Source organism: Limnohabitans sp. Bal53 (assembly GCF_003063355.1).
GTDB lineage: Bacteria > Pseudomonadota > Gammaproteobacteria > Burkholderiales > Burkholderiaceae_C > Limnohabitans_A.
Genome location: NZ_NESH01000005.1, coordinates 91805 through 111872, shown reverse-complemented (window position 1 = coordinate 111872; position 20068 = coordinate 91805). Strand labels below are relative to the sequence as shown.

Below are 20068 nucleotides of genomic sequence, written 5' to 3'. Positions count from 1 at the left end.
ACATGGCCCCGAGATTGAACAAAACAAAGCCCACCGGGGCGGCAGGCTTCGGGGGTAGATTTTACATGGCAAGCCAGTCTTGCTTGTCAAAAGCTCAGCACAAATCCAAATCTTCTACGCGCCACACAGAAACCGGGGCAAGGCCTCCTGATAAATGTCGCAGCCCCGACAGCGCATCCGCCAAAACATCGCCTGAGAGCGATGGCGTCAAGACCACCCAAGCATCACGCAAGGCATCCTCGGGGTGCTGAACATGCGAGCACTGCTGTGCATCCACACCCAAATTCTGCAGCCATACGGTCAGACAGGCCCACTGCTCAGGCTGCCCATGCAGCGCAAAGCGCAGGTAATGCCGCGAGGCCACCTGCCCGATGGGCAAGATGGGCAACGACCGAATCACGCCCGAGGGCACCGAGCGATGTGGCACCCGTGCAGACAAGCCAGCAGACCCCAGCCGTGCCACATCGATCAAATCGGCCACGACCGCTGAGGCCGTGGTTTGTGAGCCTGCGCCGGCACCGTAATGGAACGTGGGCCCCGCCGCATCCGCATTCACCCAAATGCCATTCATCGCGCCATGCACTTGCGCCAGCAAATGTTTCTCGGGCACCAGGGCCGGATGCACCCGCACCTCCAGGGCGTCGGACCGCTGACTGGCCATGCCCAACAACTTGATTCGGTAACCCAGCGCTTGGGCGCACACCATGTCAAACGGATCCAAGGCGCTGATGCCTTGGACATTCACCTGATCCAAAGGCACATCAGCCCCAAAGGCGATGGCGGCCAGCAAGGCCGTTTTGTGGGCTGCATCCATGCCCGATATATCTAAAGTCGGGTCGGCTTCGGCATAACCGAGCTCAGTGGCCAAGCGCAAAGCCGCCTCAAAGCTCAGCCCCACCTCTTGCATCTGGGTCAGGATAAAGTTGGTTGTGCCGTTCACGATGCCCACCACCTCCAAGATGCGGTTGGCAGCCAATCCCTCACGCAGGGCTTTGATAATGGGGATGCTCACCGCCACGGCCCCTTCATAGGCCACGATCACGCCTCGCGCATCGGCCGCAGCAAAAATCTCTGTCCCATGTTCGGCCAGCAGCGCTTTGTTGGCCGTGACCACATGCTTGCCGTGGGCAATGGCTTCCAGCACCAGTGTCCTGGCCAGGGTCACCCCGCCCATGACCTCCACAACGACATCGATGTCCGGGTGATGCACCAAGGTCAAAGGATCGCTGACCAAGGCCACATCCGGCCCCAGCACCTGAGCCGCTTTGTGCAGATTGCGTGCAGTGGCCATGTCCAGCCGGATCGACCGACCCGCGCGTTGGGCAACCAGGTCGGCATTGCGTGCCAGCACCTGGCCAGTGCCAGAGCCCACCACACCCGTGCCAATCAAACCCACACGCAATGCGCCATCGCCAGACACATCGGCAGCATCCGATGCTGCAGAAAACAAAGAACCATGAATCATGAAAATCTCCAAACAGTGAAATCCAGCTGCCGGGGCTGGTTTGTTTGGAAATCCACCAGTGGGCAGCCAGTAAGGCCACCCGCGCGAACTTAGGTGGCCGCGTTGGTTGTGGTGGTAATCATGTTGAACCGTTTGCGCAAATAAACCCCTGAAGACAGGCCACGCACTGGTTGAGCGCAGACCATACACACAAGATTTATCAATACAAATGTATTCAACATGCGCTGAAGTTTATCGCAAATTCGCACCCATCCACAGACGCCAACAAGCCCCTCACACCAACACCTGCTGGTCCAGCGCTTTGCTCCAATGCAAAACTTCCACGCGCTCAACCCTCTGTCACTCAAACCCTGGGCAAGCACCCAGTTCTCAAAGCATGCGACCAATCAGGACGGTCACGCTTGTCTGCCAAAAGCGCCATGGATTCATGGTCATAATGCACGCTGATCAACTCACAACGCCAATCCGCACCCGATTTTTCGACCACCGCATAACGCGCATCGGGGCTGCCGGTCTCAATGCGATGGAACTTGGAAAAAAGGTAAGGGTGATCGTCATCGTAAGCAGGCAAACCGACACTGCCCGGATTGATGATGAGCAGCTTGGATCGCCAACGAACTGTCCTTGGCACATGGCTGTGTCCGCAGGCCAGCAAGCTGATGTTTTCAGGTATCAGTCCCGCCAAACGCTCTTCAATCTCTGTCTCGTTCGCCAATCGGGCCGACTCACCTTCGGGTGTTTCCAACAAATACTCGATGTCGCTGCGCGGACTGCCATGGCACAGAGCCACATCATGTCCCAATTGTTCAGGCCAAATTTTTGCATTGTGCAGCCGGGGGTCCGCTGGGTCAGCGTGTGACGTCAACCAATTTTTGACCAACGGATTCAATTGGGTCGATGTGTATGCATCCGACAAATTTTGACGTTCGATCGGCAAGCTCAATAACTGGCGCTCATGGTTACCTGCGACATGCAGCCATGGCAAACTTTGAAGTCGGGCTGCGGTCTCAAGGGGAAGCAATGGACCACTCAAGCTGTCGCCCAAATTCACCACGCACTGAATTTTTCGATGACTCATGTCTGCAATCACAGCGTCTAAAGCCGCCAAATTGCCATGAATATCTGAAACAAATGCCAATCGCATCACGCCCCCTTTGGGTATGTTTTAAGCCTGTCTGGCAAGCCAGCGTCGACCTGCTGGCGTCAGTCTGTATTTTTGAAGACGACTCTGAGGCTTGTCGGGGACCGTCATCTGTATCAGTTGGGCCACCAAAGCTGGGCGCAAATGCAGCGCCAAAAAATTGGGCCGGTGGGACAAACCCAAGGTCTGCATCAACTCCTGCAGGCTCAATGTCTGATCGCCCAGCGCAACAAGCAGACGCGTGACTTGTTCGGTGACTTGTTCGGTGACTTGTTCGGTGACTTCGGGGGTGACTTGTTCGCCCTGTCCCTGCCCCGCCCTGAGGACCTTCAAATACGCAGGGTCAAATGGGAACTCCATCCACATGTCGAACGGTTGGTAGCGCAGCAATGGCTTGGGCGTGCCCGCCGCTGCGCATGCCGCAAAGATGCGCTCCACCCCACGGCCCCAAGCTTCGATTTCGCCTGCCCTGAAAAAAGCATTCGCAATGGCCGGGTTGTAGGGGCTGGAGGAGTGTGCTCCCAGCAACGTGTCCAGGGTCCAGCCTTCGGGCAAGACCGCAGGGTTCCAGATGCGCAAGCGGTTTTCGTACACACGAATCTGCACGGGTGCGGTCACCGCATAGTCGCGGTGCACCAGCGCATTCAGCAATGCCTCGCGCAGCGCAGCACGCGGCACTGGAAAGGTCTCCACCCGCACAATCCCGTCGTAAGAAATGACCGCCTTAAGGTATTTGGTCAGCAGCAAGTCCAGCGTGTTCTTGACTTGGTGGAACAAATCGCCTTCGACCTCGTCGTGGTACAGCAACTCGGTCTCTGACTCGAAATAACCCACCTTCACAAAGGCACCCGTCACAAAACGCTGGGGGTCTGCGGCAAACAACAAAGCTGTGGCCCGTTGGTAATAGGCGCCCTCTTTCAGGCGCAGCTTATCGAGCAAGTTGGCATCGCTCTCGGCCAATGTCTCGGCATCGAGCCGACCGCTGCGCTGGGCCAGCTGGCGAAACCGTACCATGGCCGGTGCCGACACATCGGCGAGGCCAAACTGGGGCAGCGGTACGCCGTCCCAAGTGCGCCCATGGCGACCCAACAGAAAGCGGTCCAGCGCCGCGCCCTTGAGTTCTTGCAGCGTGCTGCCGCTGCGCATGTAGTAATGACCCCGGTAGCTGATCGGGTTGGGATAAGCCTGCACCACCACCTCGATGTAGTGCAACTCGCCTTCGGTGTGCAGGTTCACGTCCACCACAATGCCCAGCAGGTCGCGTACTTTGTTGGGCAAGTCTTCCAGCAGCTTGGCCGCATCGGGCAAGCCCACCACTTGCCCCTTGTCATTCACCCCCAGCAGCAAACGACCGCCCTGCGCATTGGCAAAGCCGCACACCCAGCGCAGGTAGTCATCGCGCCAGGTTTCTTTCCATTCGGTGTGCTGGGATTCTTCCTTGAGCATCGTGGCATTTTGACAGGCAAACCACTCAATCCTGCTCCGCAAACCCCTGAAAACACGCTTTCAGCTCATGCATCCATCGGCACTTATCCGCCTCGGACGCAAAGCTCGCTTCGATGCTGTTGGCGGCCAATTGGTAGGCCTGTTGTGCATTCAGGTGCAGAGCGGCAAAGGTCTGCAGGTAGTTGTCGTTGAGGTAGCCGCCAAAATAGGCCGGGTCGTCCGAGTTGATGGTCACGCACAGTCCGGCGTCCAGCATCTGGCCCAGGTTGTGGTCGGCCAGGCTTTTGAACACACACAGCTTGAGGTTGGACAGCGGGCACACGGTGAGCGGCATGCGGCTGTCGGCCAGGCGTTGCATCAATGCGGCATCGTGGATGGCTTGCACGCCGTGGTCGATGCGCTCGACCTGGAGCTCGTCCAAAGCGCCCCAGATGTAGGCGGGCGGGCCTTCTTCGCCCGCGTGGGCCACGCAGTGCAAGCCCCGCTCGCGGGCGCGGGCAAAGACGCGGGCAAACTTTTCGGGCGGGTGGCCTAGCTCGCTCGAATCGAGCCCCACGCCGATGAAGTGTTCGCGCCAGGGCATGGCTTCTTCCAAGGTGGCCAAGGCCTCTTCTTCTGACAAGTGGCGCAAGAAACACAGGATCAGATCGGCGCTGATGCCCAGCTGCGTTTGCGCATCGCGGCAAGCGCGGCTCAGGCCTTGGATGACCGCGCTCATGGCCACGCCGCGCGCTGTGTGGGTTTGGGGGTCAAAAAAGAGCTCGGCCCGCACGACATGGTCGGCTGCAGCTTTTTCAAAATAGGCCCAGGCCATGTCGTAAAAGTCTTGCTCGTGCAGCAGCACACTGGCCCCGGCGTAATACAGGTCCAGAAAACTTTGCAGGTTGGTGAAGGCATAGGCGTTGCGCAAGGCAGCCACATCGGCATAGGGCAGCGACACACCGTTGCGCTGGGCCAGTGCAAAGATCAGCTCGGGCTCCAGCGAGCCTTCGATGTGGATGTGCAGCTCGGCCTTGGGCATGACGCGCAGCAACTCGGGCAAGCGCTCTGGGGCAATGGCGTGAACTTTGAACATGGTCAATCCTGAAAAAATTGAGCGCGGATGGTGACTTCGTCCAATTGCGCGAAACAGGTGTTGTGCCGGTCGGTCAAAGGCCCGTGGCCCGGCATCACTTGGCCTGCAGGTCCGTAGCCCACGGCCTTGAATTTCCATTGGCCATTGACCCAGTTGAAGTTGCCCACATGCAGGCCCGATGGGTCATGCAAGGCGCAAACGCCTTCGTTGATTTTTTGAATGTGCATGCTCGCTGCTCTGTAGGGTCTTCAGCGGTGCTGAAAATCGCCCCGCTCCATCCACCACGACACCGCGAACCCGGCGACAAGGCCCCAAAAAGCCGCGCCAATGTTGAACAAGCCGATGTCGGCCACCGTGACCAGCAAACTCACCAGTGCACCGAGCGAAAACTTGCCTGCACCAAACGAAGCCACAAACGCGCCTTGAAGCACGCGCAGCATGGCCAAGCCGCCCAGCACCATGATGAACTCCTTGGGCGCGGCCAGCATCAAACCGGTGAAGGTGGGCGCCATCAGGCCGAACAACAGCGCCAACACGCCGAACATCAGCGCCCCAGTGTAGTGGCGTGGTTTCTCGCCGGACGAGGTGAGCAAGCCATTGGTCGGCCCCGTGAGGCAAGTGCTGACCGCGCCAAAAACCGCGCTGATGGCGGCACCTATACCGCAGGCCACAGCGATCATGTTGACGGGTGGCTCGTGCCCGGCGTTTTTGAGCACGGCCACACCTTGGCCGTTTTGCACCACCAGCACCGTGATGGCCAGGGGCACCACCAGCTCCAGCATTGCGGCAAACGACCACACCGGAGCCTGAATCACCGGCTGCGCCAAGGTCAGTTGCCCCAAGGCAGCCGCATCGAGACGGCCCGACACCGCCACCGCCAAAGCCCCCACCAGCAAGGCACCAATGACCGGCGGCAGGCGCTTGCCCCAATCGGCCCGGGCAGACAGCAACAAAAAGACCGCCACCATGGGCGCTGCAATGGCCACGTCGCTTTGCAGCGCCCGCACGATGTCCAGGCCAAAGCGCAAAAACACCCCGGCCACCATGCCCATGACAATCGGCATGGGCAGCGCCGCCATGACGCGCTTGACCCAGCCGCTCAGACCCAGCACCAAGATCAGCGCACTGGTCGCATAAAAAGCGCCAATCACCTCAGCAAAACTCAGGTGCTGCAAAGCCGGCCCCACCAGCACCGTGCCGGGTATCGTCCAGCCAAAGGCCAAGGGCGTGGTGAAGCGCCAGCTCATCAACAAAGTGACCAAGCCATTGACAAAGAACACCCCGAACACCCAGGACGCCAGCTCCTCGGGCGACAGCCCACCGCCAGTGCCCACCGACAAAATGATGGCCACCGGGCCAGTGGCAGCGAAGATAAAACCAATCAGGGCATTGGCGGCGTAGGTGCTGCCAAAGTCTGACAAGATTTGCCGCCAGCTTCTGCGTGCGGCGGTGGGGGCTTCGAGGTGGTTGAACAAAGCTTGGGCCTTGAAGGTGTGAGCGAGGGTCTCAGGGTATCAAAAAAAAGCCGCCCGACTTGCATCGGGCGGCTTCGTTCGTTCAGCGCCGTTGGGGCGCCTTCTATCACTTGCCTGGGATCTTGCCTTCCACGCCCTTGACGTAGAACATCACGCCACCCAAGAACTTGTCGTCGGCCACAGCGTCTTTGGCCAGCACTTCTTTACCGGCTTGGTCCACGATCGGGCCTTTCCAGATGGAGAAGCTGCCGTCTTTCAGACCGGCTTTGATGTCAGCGATTTTCTTCTGGGTGTCTTCAGGCACGTCAGCGGCCACGTTGACCATGTCGATCGCGCCTTCTTTCACGCCCCACCAGCTTTGACCGGTGCTCCACTTGCCTTCCAGGGCTTCACCCACGGCCTTGACGTAGTAAGGGCCCCAGTTGATCACGGCCGAACCCAGGTGGGCCTTGGGGCCGTAGGCGGTCATGTCGGAGTCCCAGCCAAAGGCACGCTTGCCCATTTTTTCGGCGGTCTGCAACACGGCCGACGAGTCGGTGTTTTGCATCAGCACGTCCGCGCCGCCGTTGATCAGCGAAGTAGCGGCTTCGGTTTCTTTCGGTGGGTTGAACCACTCGTTCACCCAGACCACTTTGGTCTTGATCTTGGGGTTGACCGATTGCGCGCCCATGGTGAAGCTGTTGATGTTGCGCACCACTTCAGGGATTGGGATGGAGGCGACCACGCCCAAGGTGTTGGTTTTGGTCATCTTGCCCGCGATCACGCCAGCCATGTACGCGCCTTCGTAGGTGCGGCTGTCGTAAGTGCGCATGTTCTCGGCCGTTTTGTAGCCGGTGGCGTGTTCGAATTTCACTTCTTTGTTGTCAGCAGCCACTTTGAGCATGGGCTCCATGTAGCCAAAAGTGGTACCAAAAATCAGCTTATTGCCTTGAGCGGCCATGTCGCGGATCACGCGCTCAGCGTCAGCGCTTTCTGGCACTTTTTCAACAAAAGTGGTGACCACTTTGTCGCCGAAGGCTTTTTCGATTTCCTTGCGGCCGTTGTCGTGCGCAAAGGTCCAGCCGCCGTCGCCCACAGGGCCGACATAAGCAAACGCGATCTTCAGCGGCTCGGGCTTGGCGGGCGCAGCAGCCGGGGCTTCAGCCTTGGGGGCTTCTTCTTTTTTGCCACAGCCGACCAGTGCGGCGGCGGCCACAGCGGTCAGGGCCACCATCTTGACGATGGAGCGCTTGGAGAGGTCTGTCATGTCAGGTCCTTTGGATCAGGGTTACAGGGGTTGAAAAAACGAGATTATGAACCGGGATAAAACGGTTTACCCAGCGACGCCGGCATGTTCACGCGAATCCAGGCTGGGTTGCGCGAGATCAGGGCCAGCACCACGATGGTGGCGATGTAGGGCAGCGCCGTGAGCAACTGGCTGGGCACTTGCACGCCCATGCCTTGCAAATGGAACTGCAGCATGGTCACGCCACCAAACAGGTAAGCACCGAGCAAGACCCGTGCCGGACGCCAGGTGGCAAAGGTGGTCAATGCCAGGGCAATCCAGCCCTTGCCTGCCACCATGCCCTCGACCCACAGCGGGGTGTAAATCACCGAGATGTAGGCCCCGGCCAGGCCGCACAGTGAGCCCCCGGCCACCACCGCCGCAAGGCGAATGCGGCGCACCGGGTAGCCCAAGGCGTGTGCCGAAGCGGGCGATTCGCCCACCGCCCGCAGCACCAAACCGGTGCGGCTTTTGTACAGGAACCAAATCAGGGCCAACACCAGCGCCATCGCCCCATAAACGAGCGGATGCTGTTTGAACAAGGCGGGCCCCACCAGCGGAATGTCGGCCAGATAAGGCACCGCAAAATGGGGCCGCTCGGGCAGTTTTTCTTTCACATAACCAATGCCCACAAAGGCAGAAAAGCCCACACCAAAAAGACTCAGCGCCAGCCCCGTGGCGTATTGGTTGGTGCCCAGCCAAATGACCAGCACCCCAAAAATGGCCGCCAACACCGCGCCCGCGCCCATGCCCGCCGCAAAGCCCAGCCAGTCGTTGCCGGTGTGCACCACAGCCGCAAAGCCCGCGATGGCCGCGCACAGCATCATGCCCTCGGCCCCCAAGTTCACCACGCCTGCTTTTTCATTGATCAGCAAACCCAAAGCGGCAATGGCCAGCACCGTCCCCGCGTTCAGGGTGGCCGCGATCAGCAATGCATATGACTCCATCACACGCCTCCTTTCTTGACCGCCACCCAGCGCAAGCGGTAGGCCACCAGCGTGTCACACGCCAACAAACAAAACAGCAGCAAACCCTGGAACACGCCAGTGATCGACTTGGGCAGACCCAGGCGCGACTGCGCCAACTCGCCGCCGATGTAGAACATGCTCATCAGCACCGCCGACAGCACCATGCCCGCCGGGTGCAAGCGCCCGACAAAGGCCACGATGATGGCGGCAAAACCATAGCCCGCCGGTACATAAGGCGTCAGCTGTCCGATGGGCCCAGCCACCTCCAAAGCGCCCGCCAAACCCGCCGCGCCGCCCGACACCATGAGCGCCACCCACAGCGCCTTACGCGAAGAAAAACCTGCGTAGCGCGCCGCATCAGGGGCCAGACCGCCCACTTGCTGGGCAAAGCCCGCCCGTGTGCGGAACAAGAACACCCACAGCAAGCCAGCACCCACCAGCGCCAAGAGCAAGCCCACGCTGACGCGCGAGCCGTCCATCAAACGCGGGATCTGCGTGACCGCCTCGAAGGTTTTGGACTGCGGAAAATTGAATCCGGCTGGGTCTTTCCAAGGACCATAAACCAGGTAACTCAGCACCATGTCGGCCACGTAAACCAGCATCAGGCTGACCAAAATCTCGCTGGCATTGAAGCGGTCGCGCAGCAGCGCTGTGATGCCCGCCCACAACATGCCGCCCAGCACACCCGCCAGCAACACGGCCAGCACAATCCAGCGACCTGTGTCTTTGTCGGCCAAGAGCGCCACGCCCCCGGCGCACACCGCGCCGATGACAAACTGGCCCTCGGCCCCGATGTTCCAGACGTTGGACCTGAAACACACCGACAAACCCAAAGCGATGACCAAGAGCGGCGTGGCCTTGACCATCAACTCGCCCAGGGCGTAACTGGTTTTGACCGGCTCCCAAAAGAACATTTGCAGCCCGCGCACCGGGTCTTTGCCCAGCGCCATGAACAGCGCCACGCCCAGCAGCACGGTGAGCACCAGCGCCAGCAGGGGCGATGCATAAGTCCACAGGCGCGAGGCCTGGGGACGGGGTTCAAGCTTGAGCATGTTGCGCCTCCTGTGACTTGTCGTTCTGGGAGACAGGCCACAAGCCGCTCATCCACTCGCCAATCAGCGCCACCGTGGCCTCGGCCCGCGCCACAGACGGCGACAAGCGCCCCTTGGCGATCACATGCAATCGGTCAGACAACTCGAACAATTCTTCCAACTCCTCACTCACCACCAGCACTGCACAACCCGCGTCGCGCAGCGCCAAAATCTCGGCGCGAATCTGCGCCGCCGCGCCCACGTCCACACCCCAAGTGGGCTGCGAGACGATGAGCAACTTGGGCGAAGCGCTGATCTCGCGCCCCACGATGAACTTTTGCAAATTGCCGCCCGACAGCGACTGCGCTGGGGCATCTGGGCCAGACGCCTTGACCTTGAAGCGGTCGATGATGCTGCGCGCCTGATCGGCCAACGCCCCCATGCGCACCCAACCGCCCGCGCCCACGGCTTCGCTGCGCGTGAGCAACAGGTTTTGCGACAGGCTCAGCGACGGCACAGCGCCGCGCCCTAAGCGCTCTTCGGGCACAAAGTGCAAGCCCATTTGCCTGCGTGGAACCGGCCCCATGGCCGCCACCGGCTGACCCAACAAACTCACACTGGCCGCGCCGCACTGCACGCCCGCCCGGGTGTCTTCACCCGACAAGGCCCACATCAATTCTTTCTGGCCATTGCCTGACACCCCGGCCAGGCCCACCACCTCGCCCGCCCGCACCTGCAAGTTGATGCCCTCCAGGTCCACGCCAAACGGGTCTTGCCGCATAAGGCTCAGGCCCTGCACCGATAACACCACCTCGCCCGGCGCACGCGCCACATGCTGCAAGGCCGGGGGCTCGGCGCCGATCATCAAGCGGCTGAGCGAAGCGTTCGTTTCTTCTCGCGGGTCACATACACCCGTGAGCCTGCCGCCACGCAGCACCGTGCAGGCACTGCACAGCGCCCGGATCTCGTGCAACTTGTGCGAGATGTACAAAATGCTCACGCCCAGGCCGACCAGCTTGTGCAAGACCACAAACAATTTCTCCACCGCCTGCGGCGTCAACACCGAAGTGGGCTCGTCCAAAATCAACAACTTGGGTTCAGTCAACAGCGCACGGATGATCTCGACCCGCTGCATCTCGCCCACGCTCAGGGTGTGCACCGGGCGCTCGGGCTCCAGGTCCAGGCCGTACTCGCTGGCTTTGGCCACGATGCGCTCGGTCACTTCGGCCAAGCTCAGCGACTTGTCCAGACCCAGCCAAACGTTTTCAGCCACGGTGAGCGTGTCAAACAGGCTGAAGTGCTGAAACACCATGCTGATGCCCAGCTTGCGCGCCTCTTGCGGGTTGCGGATGCTGACTGGCTGGCCGTTGAACACCACCTGGCCCTCGTCAGGCTTGACCGAGCCGTAGATGATTTTCATCAGTGTGGACTTGCCCGCGCCGTTTTCGCCCAGCACAGCATGGGCCTGGCCGGGCATCACGGTCAGCGACACGTCCTGGTTGGCCACCACGCCCGGGTAGCGCTTGGTGATGCCTTGCAAAGACAAAAGGGGTGTGGTCATGTCTGTAGATGTTCTTGTTGGTTTTGTCGTCAGGAAGGTTCAGGCAGCTGTCGGGGACGACAACTGCAAAGCGCTGATTTTCACCTGTTCTCGCAGCCACCGGGCCGCCTCGGCGTTGTGGCTGCGTTCGTGCCAAAGCTGGTAATAGACCATCTTGGGAAAAGGCACCGGACACTGCAGCAAAGCCAAGTCCGAAGGCACGTCGCCTTCCAGAAAGCGCTGGCAGTAGTGTCGCCCCGTGGTCAGCACAAGCAAACTCGATGCCACCATGCGCGGCATCAGGCCAAAGTGGGCACACCGCGCCGAAATGTGGCGCTCCAGCCCCAAGCGGTCCAGGTGCTCATCGATCACGCCGCGCCAGCCCGGATAGGCCGGCGTGGGCGCGATGTGCTCGCAGGCCAGCCAGTCATCTTGCGTCCATCCCCGGCGCACAGCCGGGTGTTTGCTGCTGACGAGGCTCATGATGTCGTCTTCAAACAACTGGGCGCGGTGCAACTCCTCGCTGGGCTGGGCCCAGTTGCCAATCACCACGTCGATCAGGCCCTGGCCCAGATCGTGTGCGTATTGCGCCTGCGCTGACAAGGCATGCACCTCGACCCGGCAATCCGGCGCCAATGACTTGATGCGAGCCATGACCGAAGGCAAAAACAGCGGGTCCAGCGTGTCGCTGGCGGCAATTCGAAATGTCTCTTGCGCGTGGGCCGGATCAAACGCCCGAGCGGGAGAAAACAGGCTTTCGGCCGATTGCAAGATTTGCGTGACAGGCCCCAGCATGCGCAAGCCAACATCGGTGGGCACCATGCCGGTGCCCGAACGCACCAAGATCGGGTCACCGGTCAGCTCGCGCAGACGCCGAAGCGCCACCGACACAGCCGGCTGCTGCTGGCCCAGCCGCATGGCGGTTTTGGAGACACTGCGTTCGATGAGCAAGATGTGAAGGGTTCGAATGAGTTGAAGGTCGATCTTGTCGAAAAGATGCGGCTGCTTCATATCGAAACCCAAATAGACTTTATGGCTTGGCGCAAGCAGGCATCAGGGTTTACCCGGGGAAATATGTACACCACCCATGCTGTCTGATCACTCACGTCCATGAATTTGCCTCTGATTTCTATGTGTGGGTCAGGCTCTTTTTGATCTCAAGATGCCAGTGGAATGCGGGCGAATGTACCACCTAAGCCTGTCACGAAAATCTGAGCAAACTCGACAGCCCGCCTTAATGCATCGACATCATTTACTTGATACTGGCGCATACCTAGAGCGTTGATGGCCTCAGTTGAAGGCATCACATCGTCTGGATTGAAGTCGTATTCGAAATGGCTTTATCTAGGGTTAGCCCTATATTTTCAATTGTTTGCAGCGTTGGACAACGCTGAGTTAAGCTGAGTTGAGGGTGAGATGACTGTGCGAATGAAGGTTATTCAATATGGGAAGCCAAAATGAAGCCTCATTCATCTAAAAATGTGATAGTTGAAAAATTTGAAAATGGTGATTTCTGATGGGGAAAATTGTCACAGCGAAGGCAAATCAACTTCCCGTTGGGCTTGTTGGTTCGTCATGTCCACAAGATCTTGCGCAACAGCTCTTGGCGCGATCGCCTGCTTTCAATACCTGTTCGCAAACAGTACTGAATGCATTGATCAACATTGGAAGAGCCAAGCAAGTTGCAAAAGGTGAATATGTGTGCAGATCTGGCATGCCCGTTACACGTGTCTGCATGCTCCTGGATGGCGTTTTAGAAATTGCACGAATCCAGTCCGATGGCCATCGCCATTTGGTCGGTCTGGCACTACCTGGAGACTTTATAAGCTTCACAGGGATGATTGACGGGGGCGCACATTTACATGATGTGCTTGCCCGCAACGATGCGTTAGTCATGGAGTTCAATGCACAAGAATTGACAGATTTGCGTCACCAACACATCAGTTTGGTCATGGCGTGTGAACGTTTATTGGTGCGTCGCATGCGTTTGATGTACGACCGATTGGCGGCCGATCCAGCATGGGTTTTGGAAAATAGACTGGCTCATATTCTGTGCATGTGTGCCGATCTCTTTGCAAAGAAGTCGTCTCTCGTTTCAACTGACGTGGACATTGGTCTTTCACAAACCGATGTCGCTGACATGCTCGGCGTCAGCCGTCAAAGTGTGAATTTTGCGTTGAAAAAAATGGAGGCTGAAGGGTTGGTGCGATTGCATTACTCCCGAATTTCTATCACCAACATGACTGCGCTAAAACAACTTTCGGAAAGCTGATTGTTGCCGGTCATGCGCACATCACTGGCGTTTTCCCTAACACCAATTCTTGATCGAATTGTCTGAGTTCTGACAGACTTGACGGGGGAGATCGACCAGACTCTGAGCAACTAATTAACTGGAATTGCTCATGAGTCTTGGTGATTTTTCCATTTCTGCGAGTGCATGTGTGAAGGCACTCACACGCAATCAAGTTGACCATGTGGTGACCGTGCCGGACTGGATCCAGCTGTCACTTCACGATCGCCTGAACAAGGGGGTTGAAGGCATTCGCGTGATCAATGCCTGCAACGAGAATCAGGTCGTCACCGTTGCCGCAGGCCTGACCATTGGCGGCAAACGTCCGCTGGTGATGATGCAGAACCAAGGCCTTTACAACTGCTTCAATACCTTACGTGCGGTCTGCCTTGATGCGCACATCCCCATGGTCTTCCTGGTCGGGCAGTTCGGCCGCGAGTTCAGCAACATCGGCCACCCCACATCAGAGTCTGCCCGCACCATGGTGCGCATTGCTGAGCCATTCCTTCAGTCCATCGGCGTCCCTTTTCACATTCTGGACAAGGAGGCGGACCTGCTGAAGTTAGACCAGGCCTATGAACAGGCACAAGAGCAGCGCACAGCAGTGGTTTTGCTGGTGGGTGCGCCCATGGCATGGCGTTGAAACAAGCAGGAGCGAGACGATGATGAATTTTGTGCAAGCTGTGGGTGTGGTCGCCAAGGGCAAGGGGGACGGCATCGTCGTCGCCACCATGGGCGCCATGTTCATTTTTGACCGCATCGAAGGCGCTGATGGCAATGCCAACGGTGTACCACTGATGAGCGGAAAAGCCGGGCTGGTGTTGGGTTTGGGTGTAGCCAAAATCAAGACCGTGCTCAAGCCCGCGCACGCCGAAGCCGCCAAAGGCTCGTTTGCCGGGCGCATCAACTCGGTGCCGCTGATGGGCGGCGCCGCCGGCTTAGCCTTGGGTTTGGCTCTGGCACGGCCAGATAAAAAAGTGATCGTCATGGACGGTGACGCCAGCTTGCTGATGGAGCTCGGCGGATTGGCCACGGTGGCCCAACAGGCGCCCAAAAACCTGCTTCACTGTGTGGTGCACAACGGCACGCAGTTCACAGGACTCGACAACATGTCGACCCCAACGTCTGATTTCCAGTTCGCCGAAGTGGCACTTAAGTGCGGCTATGTGCATGCCGAGCGCATCACCGATGGCGCAACCTGGGCCGAGCGCTTCCCCCTGCTGCTGGCCATGCAGGGTCCGGTGTTCGTCGAGCTGATGGTGGAGCCCGTGCCCAAACAGACCAAGGATGGTTTTGAACCCTGGGAGCTGCCAGCCAACCAGTACACCCGCATGGGCGATGAGGCACTGGCTTTGCAGGACTGGCTGGCCCAGGATGCCGCATGAACATGCCCACCGACACCTACGATTTCATTGTGGTGGGAGCGGGCTCGTCTGGCGCGCCGTTGGCCGCACGCCTGAGTGAGAACGGCAAGCACAGCGTGCTGCTGCTCGAAGCGGGCCCGGCAGACACCAATCTGTGGACCCGCATCCCTGCGGGGGTTGTCAAGGTGTTGCAGCAGGGCAAGGTCATCCGGGACTTTTTTACCGAACCTGATCCGCAAATGAAGGACCGCAAGATCTACTGGCCACGCGGCTGGGTGGTGGGTGGCTCCAGCACAGTGAACGGCATGATCTGGGTGCATGGCACGCCACACGAATACGACAAATGGGCGCAGGACGGCTGCCCCGGCTGGGCCCATGCCGACCTGCTGCCATGGTTCAAGAAAATCGAAAGCTTCACCGGTGGTGATCCTGACCGTCGAGGCCGCAATGGGCCCGTCACGGTCACCGAGTTCAAGCCGGTAGACGCCTTGCCCGACGCCTTCTTGGACTCACTGGAACAGGCCGGTGTGACGCCACGCGTGAAGGACTACAACGAACGCGGTTATGGCGGCAGCTATTTGCAATTCAACACCCGTAACGGCGTGCGCTGCAACACCCGCATGGCCTACCTCGACGACGCCATCGGGCGCCCCAATCTGACTTTGAAAACTGGCGTGCTGGTCGGGCGCGTGCTCATCGAAGGTGGCCGTGCCACCGGCGTGCTGGCCAAAATCGACGAAGCCGATGTCACGCTGCGTGCGCGGCGCGAAGTCGTTCTGTGCGGCGGGGCGTTCAACTCGCCCCAGTTGCTGGAGCTGTCAGGCATAGGCCGACGGGAGGTGCTGGCGCAAGTCGGGGTGCCGCTGCTGCACGAGCTGCCCATGGTGGGCGAAAACCTGAGCGAACACGTTTACAGCCCAGTGATGTACGAAGCCACGCGCGACGTGAGCTGGAACCGAGACCTGAGCAGCCCCCTTGGGCAAGCCCGACTGGCTTTGCGCTGGTTGACACAACGCGATGGTCCGCTGTCGTCAGTCACCATCACGGCTCAAGCCTTTGCAGCGATGCAGCCCGGCAGCACCGATGCCGACCTCAAGCTGCAAATACAGCAGGTCAGCAGCCCAGGAAACCGTGGCGCAGGCAAGATCGAGCTGGACACGTTCGATGGCATCACCCTCGCCTCATTCCAGATCCGTCCGCGCTCGCGCGGGCATTCGCACATTCGCAGCCGTGACCCCGCAGCCAACCCGGTGCTGGTGTCCAACCACTACACCCACCCAGACGACCTGAACGCCTGTTTGCAAGGGCTCAAGCTGTCGCGCAAAACCGCCGAAACCGGACCGTTGTCGCAACTGATTCGGCGCGAGGTACGACCGGGCCCGGAAAAGGCCAGTGACGAAGCCCTGGTGGACTACCTGCGCGCTACCGGCGCAACGGCCTACCACCCGGTGGGCACTTGCCGCATGGGCACAGACGCAGCGCAGTCGGTGGTCGACCCGCAATTGCGCGTGCATGGCATCCGCGGACTGCGAATAGCCGATGGCTCCGTCATGCCCAGCATCGCATCCACCAACACCAACGCCATCTGCATCGCCATAGGCGAGCGCGCGGCGGATTTCGTCCTGAACGACTAAGCGCTTTTCATGGCCTAACCCACTTCCGCAGGAAAACAGAATTCATGACCCATCCAGACAGCAGCCGAAACGGTGACCCCGGAGCGAATTTTCCGGGGCACATCGAGCAGCTTATCAAGGACTCGAAGGCTTGGTGGCCCCAGACCAAAAGCCAACGTGTGCACGGCAAGCCCAACGTGGTGGTGGTTTACCTCGACGACTTGGGTTTTTCCGATCTGGGTTGTTATGGCAGTGAAATCGCCACACCCCACATCGATGCCCTCGCCGCAGGTGGCCTGCGATTTGCCAACTACACCACGGTGCCCATGTGTTCACCCGCGCGTGCGGCATTGTTGACAGGTAAAAATCCTCACTCCGTGGGCTGTGGATGGATCGCTCACGCCAACCCCGGTTACCCTGGGTACTCAGGCGAGATCGCGCCCGATGCGCCCACCCTTGCCGAAATTTTGGGCGCTGAGGGTTACACCACCATGATGGTGGGCAAGTGGCACAACACTTGGAGCCACAACGTACACGAAGCTGGTGATCACAGCTCGTGGCCACTGCAACGTGGCTTTCAGAAGTTTTATGGCTTCATGGATGCCGAGACCAGTTACTTCCAGCCCGAACGCCTGTACGAAGGCAACAACCCGGTCGAGGTCGATGCCTATCCCGACGATCACTTCGCCACCGACGACTGGACCAGCCGCGCCATCCGCTGGATGAAAGAGCACCACGCCAGCGAGCCCGACCACCCGTTTTTTCTGTACACCGCGTTCAACGCACCACACATGCCGATCCAGGCCAAAGCCCAGGACATCGCCAAATACAAGGGACGCTACAACCAAGGCTGGAACGTGTTTCGTCAGGCCCGCTTTGAGCGTCAGCGTGCCATGGGTCTGCTCGATGAGCGCCATCAGCTTGCCCCCTTACCACCCGGCGTGCCCGCCTGGGACAGCCTACCGGCAGAACGCCAGGAGCTGTTCGCCAAGTACATGGAGTTGTATGCCGCCCTGGTGGACAACATCGACCAAAATGTGGGCCGCATTGTCGGTTTCCTCAAGGACGCCGGCCTGCTGGACAACACCATCATCGTGCTCAGTTCCGACAACGGCGCCAGCGCCGTCGGTGGGTTGGAAGGAACACCCAACTATGTGGACCAGCGCGAAGGCCAGCCTGTTGACCACGCCCGCGCCCTTCAGATGACGCGTGATGGCAGCTTGGGTCAGGACGAATCGTTACCCGCTTACCCAACTGGCTGGGCACAGGTGTCCAATACACCGTTTCGTTTATTCAAACGCACACCCTTGAATGGTGGCATACGTGTTCCCTTTGTTTTGCATTGGCCAGACAAGGTCAAAGACTCTGGGGCTATTCGCCAAGAATGGATTCACGTCACCGACGTCACACCGACGCTGCTCGACTTATTGGGTATCTCACATCCGTTATCGAGCCATGGCTTTGATGCACGAAAGCCCGACGGCGTGAGCTTCGCGACCATGCTCGTGGATGGCAGTGCGCTTTCGCAGCGCAACAGTCAGCATTACGAGTTAGAAGCCAACCGCGCCTACATCGAGGGTCACTGGAAAATTGCATCACTGCAACCACGTGGCGGCGTGATCGCCTCCTTGGACAACTGGATGCTGTTTGATTTAGCGACGGATCCTTGCGAGACCACCGATTTGGCCTCGCAGCAACCCGAGCGGGTCGCTCGAATGGCTGCCGTGTTCGATGCCGAAGCGCGCGCCAACTACGTCTACCCCTTGGACAACCGGGCCCTAGAGCGTGCGGTGACCATACCGCCCTTCATGGCTGAAACGGTCAACCAGCCACGCACTTTTTTTGCAGGCACACCGACCGTAGCGCGCGCCGTGGTGGCCCCGCTACTGGGGGACCGCAACTTCACCATCCGAAGCAAATTCGATTGGCAACCAGGTCAAGAAGGTGTGATCTTTGCCATTGGCGAGGCTTTTGTGGGTCTGGTGCTCTATGTCATGGGCGGACAACTGCACTTCGTGTTCCACCGCTGGATGTCACCCGTGGAGCTGCCGCCTGTTGCGATGACCGGGGGCACACAAGATGTGGTGCTTGAATACCGCGCACTGGGTCAACGCCGTGGAGAGGGTCGACTGCTGGTCAACGGCACAGAGGCCGTGCCCTACACCGGCATGTCACCCACCATCATTGGCATCCACGTTGAAGGCATCGACATCGGCATGGACCGCCGCCAGCGTGTGTCGCACCGTTATGCACACAAGCGCACCTTTCCCTACAACGGGACGATTGACCGTGTGGTGATCGAACCAGGCCCACAGGCTCCCGGTTCGATCATCAATTCGATCGAAGCGAACATCCATCGCCAGCGCGATTGATGGACTGTCAGAAAAACCAACCAGGAGACAACTATGCAATTATCCAAACTTCGTCGCACATTGACAGGCCTCACCGCTGCGGTGGTATTGGTCTCAATAACACCGATGGCCATGGCTCAGACCGCATCTGGGCCTGACACGTACAAAATTGTTGTACCTTTGCCTGCGGGTGGTGGCGTTGACGTATTTGTTAGAAAGTTGGGCGAAGCACTCGCCAAAAATCTGAACAAAACAGTGATCGTGGACAACAAGCCAGGTGCTGCCGGGATGATCGCGGTACAGGCCGTGACCAGCGGTCCGACCGATGGTAGCTCTATCCTATACATGCACTCGGGCATCCTGACGGTTCAAGAGATAACAGGCCGTATGAACGTGTTGCGCGACTTCAAGCCCATCGGGAAAGTCAGTTCGTCTCCGCATGTGCTGGTGGTTTCTGCGACATCACCCTACGCCACACTGGCCGACCTGATCAAGGCGATGCAATCTGCACCTAACAAGCTCAATTACGGCAGTGGCGGCAAGGGCTCGCCCACCCATTTGATGTTCGAGCAAATGGATGAAAAATTCCCAGGTGGATTGAAGGCCACGCACGTGCCCTTTAAGGGTGCGATCGAGGGCGTTTTCGCCGTAGTGAGTGGATCGATCGACTTCGTCTTTGCGCCACCCGGTGCGGTGATCGAACAAATGAAGGCTGGCAAACTGCGAGCGCTGGCAACCACCGGGGCCGTGCGCATGCCACAGTTGCCTAACGTACCCACCGTGGCCGAGGGTGGCGTCTCCAACTACCAAGATGAGCCTTGGGGTGGTCTGGTGGTCCCTGCCGCAACGCCAGATGCCCAAGTCAACCGTCTCGTCAGTGCACTGAAAGCCGCTGTGGCCGAACCCGCGGTAATGGACATGATCAGCAAGGTGGGTGGCAAGTTGGAAGTCAATCCAACACCCGCTGCCTTTGCGACTCAGATACGAGACGAGCTTGTTGTCAATAAAGCAATGGTCGTCAAACTCGGACTGAAAGCACCATGAA

The 20068-nt window shown here is 59.2% G+C and carries 17 protein-coding genes; 6 read left to right on the top strand and 11 right to left on the bottom strand.

The window, feature by feature from the left end; genetic code table 11:
* Nucleotides 1–94 precede the first annotated feature (94 nt).
* The 11 genes from B9Z50_RS13415 to B9Z50_RS13365 all read right to left on the bottom strand — a co-directional run bounded on the left by B9Z50_RS13415 (nucleotide 95) and on the right by B9Z50_RS13365 (nucleotide 12416).
* Entirely contained in the window at nucleotides 95–1465 is a 1371-nt protein-coding gene (locus B9Z50_RS13415; protein ID WP_108365165.1) for a homoserine dehydrogenase, read from the bottom strand.
* A 343-nt stretch (nucleotides 1466–1808) separates the two neighbouring features.
* Nucleotides 1809–2609 carry a metallophosphoesterase gene (locus tag B9Z50_RS13410; protein WP_108365163.1) on the bottom strand — a complete coding sequence of 267 codons (801 nt, stop codon included), beginning with the start codon at nucleotides 2607–2609 and terminating at the stop codon, nucleotides 1809–1811.
* Between the two features lie 21 nt (nucleotides 2610–2630).
* A complete protein-coding gene (locus B9Z50_RS13405) occupies nucleotides 2631–4052 on the bottom strand; it encodes a Fic family protein (protein WP_108365161.1) in 1422 nt (473 codons plus the stop codon).
* A 25-nt stretch (nucleotides 4053–4077) separates the two neighbouring features.
* Nucleotides 4078–5127, bottom strand: a complete 1050-nt coding sequence (locus B9Z50_RS13400; RefSeq protein ID WP_108365159.1) for an adenosine deaminase — start codon at nucleotides 5125–5127, stop codon at nucleotides 4078–4080.
* 2 nt (nucleotides 5128–5129) lie between these two features.
* On the bottom strand, nucleotides 5130–5354 hold the full coding sequence (locus B9Z50_RS13395; protein ID WP_108365157.1) for a hypothetical protein: 225 nt from the start codon (nucleotides 5352–5354) through the stop codon (nucleotides 5130–5132).
* 21 nt (nucleotides 5355–5375) lie between these two features.
* Entirely contained in the window at nucleotides 5376–6602 is a 1227-nt protein-coding gene (locus tag B9Z50_RS13390; protein WP_108365155.1) for a benzoate/H(+) symporter BenE family transporter, read from the bottom strand.
* A gap of 106 nt (nucleotides 6603–6708) precedes the next feature.
* Nucleotides 6709–7848 carry a BMP family ABC transporter substrate-binding protein gene (locus B9Z50_RS13385; RefSeq protein ID WP_108365153.1) on the bottom strand — a complete coding sequence of 380 codons (1140 nt, stop codon included), beginning with the start codon at nucleotides 7846–7848 and terminating at the stop codon, nucleotides 6709–6711.
* Nucleotides 7849–7892: 44 nt separating this feature from the next.
* Nucleotides 7893–8813: an ABC transporter permease gene (locus tag B9Z50_RS13380; RefSeq protein ID WP_108365151.1), complete on the bottom strand. Its 921-nt coding sequence runs from the start codon at nucleotides 8811–8813 to the stop codon at nucleotides 7893–7895.
* Nucleotides 8813–9886 (bottom strand): ABC transporter permease, encoded by a 1074-nt coding sequence (locus B9Z50_RS13375; RefSeq protein WP_108365149.1) that lies wholly within the window; start codon nucleotides 9884–9886, stop codon nucleotides 8813–8815. Before B9Z50_RS13375 ends, B9Z50_RS13380 begins: the two co-directional genes overlap by 1 nt.
* Nucleotides 9873–11426: an ABC transporter ATP-binding protein gene (locus tag B9Z50_RS13370; protein WP_108365147.1), complete on the bottom strand. Its 1554-nt coding sequence runs from the start codon at nucleotides 11424–11426 to the stop codon at nucleotides 9873–9875. Before B9Z50_RS13370 ends, B9Z50_RS13375 begins: the two co-directional genes overlap by 14 nt.
* A 39-nt stretch (nucleotides 11427–11465) precedes the next feature.
* Nucleotides 11466–12416 carry a LysR family transcriptional regulator gene (locus tag B9Z50_RS13365; RefSeq protein ID WP_108365145.1) on the bottom strand — a complete coding sequence of 317 codons (951 nt, stop codon included), beginning with the start codon at nucleotides 12414–12416 and terminating at the stop codon, nucleotides 11466–11468.
* A gap of 505 nt (nucleotides 12417–12921) precedes the next feature.
* Here B9Z50_RS13365 and B9Z50_RS13360 point away from each other — a divergent pair.
* The 6 genes from B9Z50_RS13360 to B9Z50_RS13335 all read left to right on the top strand — a co-directional run bounded on the left by B9Z50_RS13360 (nucleotide 12922) and on the right by B9Z50_RS13335 (nucleotide 20067).
* The gene (locus B9Z50_RS13360; protein WP_108365143.1) at nucleotides 12922–13677 is read left to right on the top strand and encodes a Crp/Fnr family transcriptional regulator; all 756 of its coding nucleotides are present in this window, start codon (nucleotides 12922–12924) and stop codon (nucleotides 13675–13677) included.
* 130 nt (nucleotides 13678–13807) lie between these two features.
* Entirely contained in the window at nucleotides 13808–14338 is a 531-nt protein-coding gene (locus tag B9Z50_RS13355; RefSeq protein WP_108365141.1) for a thiamine pyrophosphate-binding protein, read from the top strand.
* 22 nt (nucleotides 14339–14360) lie between these two features.
* Nucleotides 14361–15080: a thiamine pyrophosphate-dependent enzyme gene (locus B9Z50_RS13350; protein WP_233249869.1), complete on the top strand. Its 720-nt coding sequence runs from the start codon at nucleotides 14361–14363 to the stop codon at nucleotides 15078–15080.
* Nucleotides 15077–16693: a GMC family oxidoreductase gene (locus B9Z50_RS13345; RefSeq protein WP_108365139.1), complete on the top strand. Its 1617-nt coding sequence runs from the start codon at nucleotides 15077–15079 to the stop codon at nucleotides 16691–16693. The genes B9Z50_RS13350 and B9Z50_RS13345 overlap by 4 nt, the downstream gene beginning before the upstream one ends.
* Before the next feature lie 44 nt (nucleotides 16694–16737).
* Nucleotides 16738–19044: an arylsulfatase gene (locus B9Z50_RS13340; RefSeq protein WP_108365137.1), complete on the top strand. Its 2307-nt coding sequence runs from the start codon at nucleotides 16738–16740 to the stop codon at nucleotides 19042–19044.
* A gap of 33 nt (nucleotides 19045–19077) precedes the next feature.
* Nucleotides 19078–20067, top strand: coding sequence for a tripartite tricarboxylate transporter substrate binding protein (locus tag B9Z50_RS13335; RefSeq protein ID WP_108365135.1), 990 nt, complete (start codon nucleotides 19078–19080; stop codon nucleotides 20065–20067).
* The last annotated feature ends 1 nt before the right edge of the window (nucleotide 20068 follow it).

What these genes read in the sequence shown, in the direction of transcription:
- B9Z50_RS13415 (WP_108365165.1), bottom strand. Translation starts at nt 1,465, where the DNA reads ATGATTCATGGTTCTTTGTTTTCTGCAGCATCGGATGCTGCCGATGTG.
- B9Z50_RS13410 (WP_108365163.1), bottom strand. Translation starts at nt 2,609, where the DNA reads ATGCGATTGGCATTTGTTTCAGATATTCATGGCAATTTGGCGGCTTTA.
- B9Z50_RS13405 (WP_108365161.1), bottom strand. Translation starts at nt 4,052, where the DNA reads ATGCTCAAGGAAGAATCCCAGCACACCGAATGGAAAGAAACCTGGCGC.
- B9Z50_RS13400 (WP_108365159.1), bottom strand. Translation starts at nt 5,127, where the DNA reads ATGTTCAAAGTTCACGCCATTGCCCCAGAGCGCTTGCCCGAGTTGCTG.
- B9Z50_RS13395 (WP_108365157.1), bottom strand. Translation starts at nt 5,354, where the DNA reads ATGCACATTCAAAAAATCAACGAAGGCGTTTGCGCCTTGCATGACCCA.
- B9Z50_RS13385 (WP_108365153.1), bottom strand. Translation starts at nt 7,848, where the DNA reads ATGACAGACCTCTCCAAGCGCTCCATCGTCAAGATGGTGGCCCTGACC.
- B9Z50_RS13380 (WP_108365151.1), bottom strand. Translation starts at nt 8,813, where the DNA reads ATGGAGTCATATGCATTGCTGATCGCGGCCACCCTGAACGCGGGGACG.
- B9Z50_RS13375 (WP_108365149.1), bottom strand. Translation starts at nt 9,886, where the DNA reads ATGCTCAAGCTTGAACCCCGTCCCCAGGCCTCGCGCCTGTGGACTTAT.
- B9Z50_RS13370 (WP_108365147.1), bottom strand. Translation starts at nt 11,426, where the DNA reads ATGACCACACCCCTTTTGTCTTTGCAAGGCATCACCAAGCGCTACCCG.
- B9Z50_RS13365 (WP_108365145.1), bottom strand. Translation starts at nt 12,416, where the DNA reads ATGAAGCAGCCGCATCTTTTCGACAAGATCGACCTTCAACTCATTCGA.
- B9Z50_RS13360 (WP_108365143.1), top strand. Translation starts at nt 12,922, where the DNA reads ATGGGGAAAATTGTCACAGCGAAGGCAAATCAACTTCCCGTTGGGCTT.
- B9Z50_RS13355 (WP_108365141.1), top strand. Translation starts at nt 13,808, where the DNA reads ATGAGTCTTGGTGATTTTTCCATTTCTGCGAGTGCATGTGTGAAGGCA.
- B9Z50_RS13350 (WP_233249869.1), top strand. Translation starts at nt 14,361, where the DNA reads ATGAATTTTGTGCAAGCTGTGGGTGTGGTCGCCAAGGGCAAGGGGGAC.
- B9Z50_RS13345 (WP_108365139.1), top strand. Translation starts at nt 15,077, where the DNA reads ATGAACATGCCCACCGACACCTACGATTTCATTGTGGTGGGAGCGGGC.
- B9Z50_RS13340 (WP_108365137.1), top strand. Translation starts at nt 16,738, where the DNA reads ATGACCCATCCAGACAGCAGCCGAAACGGTGACCCCGGAGCGAATTTT.
- B9Z50_RS13335 (WP_108365135.1), top strand. Translation starts at nt 19,078, where the DNA reads ATGCAATTATCCAAACTTCGTCGCACATTGACAGGCCTCACCGCTGCG.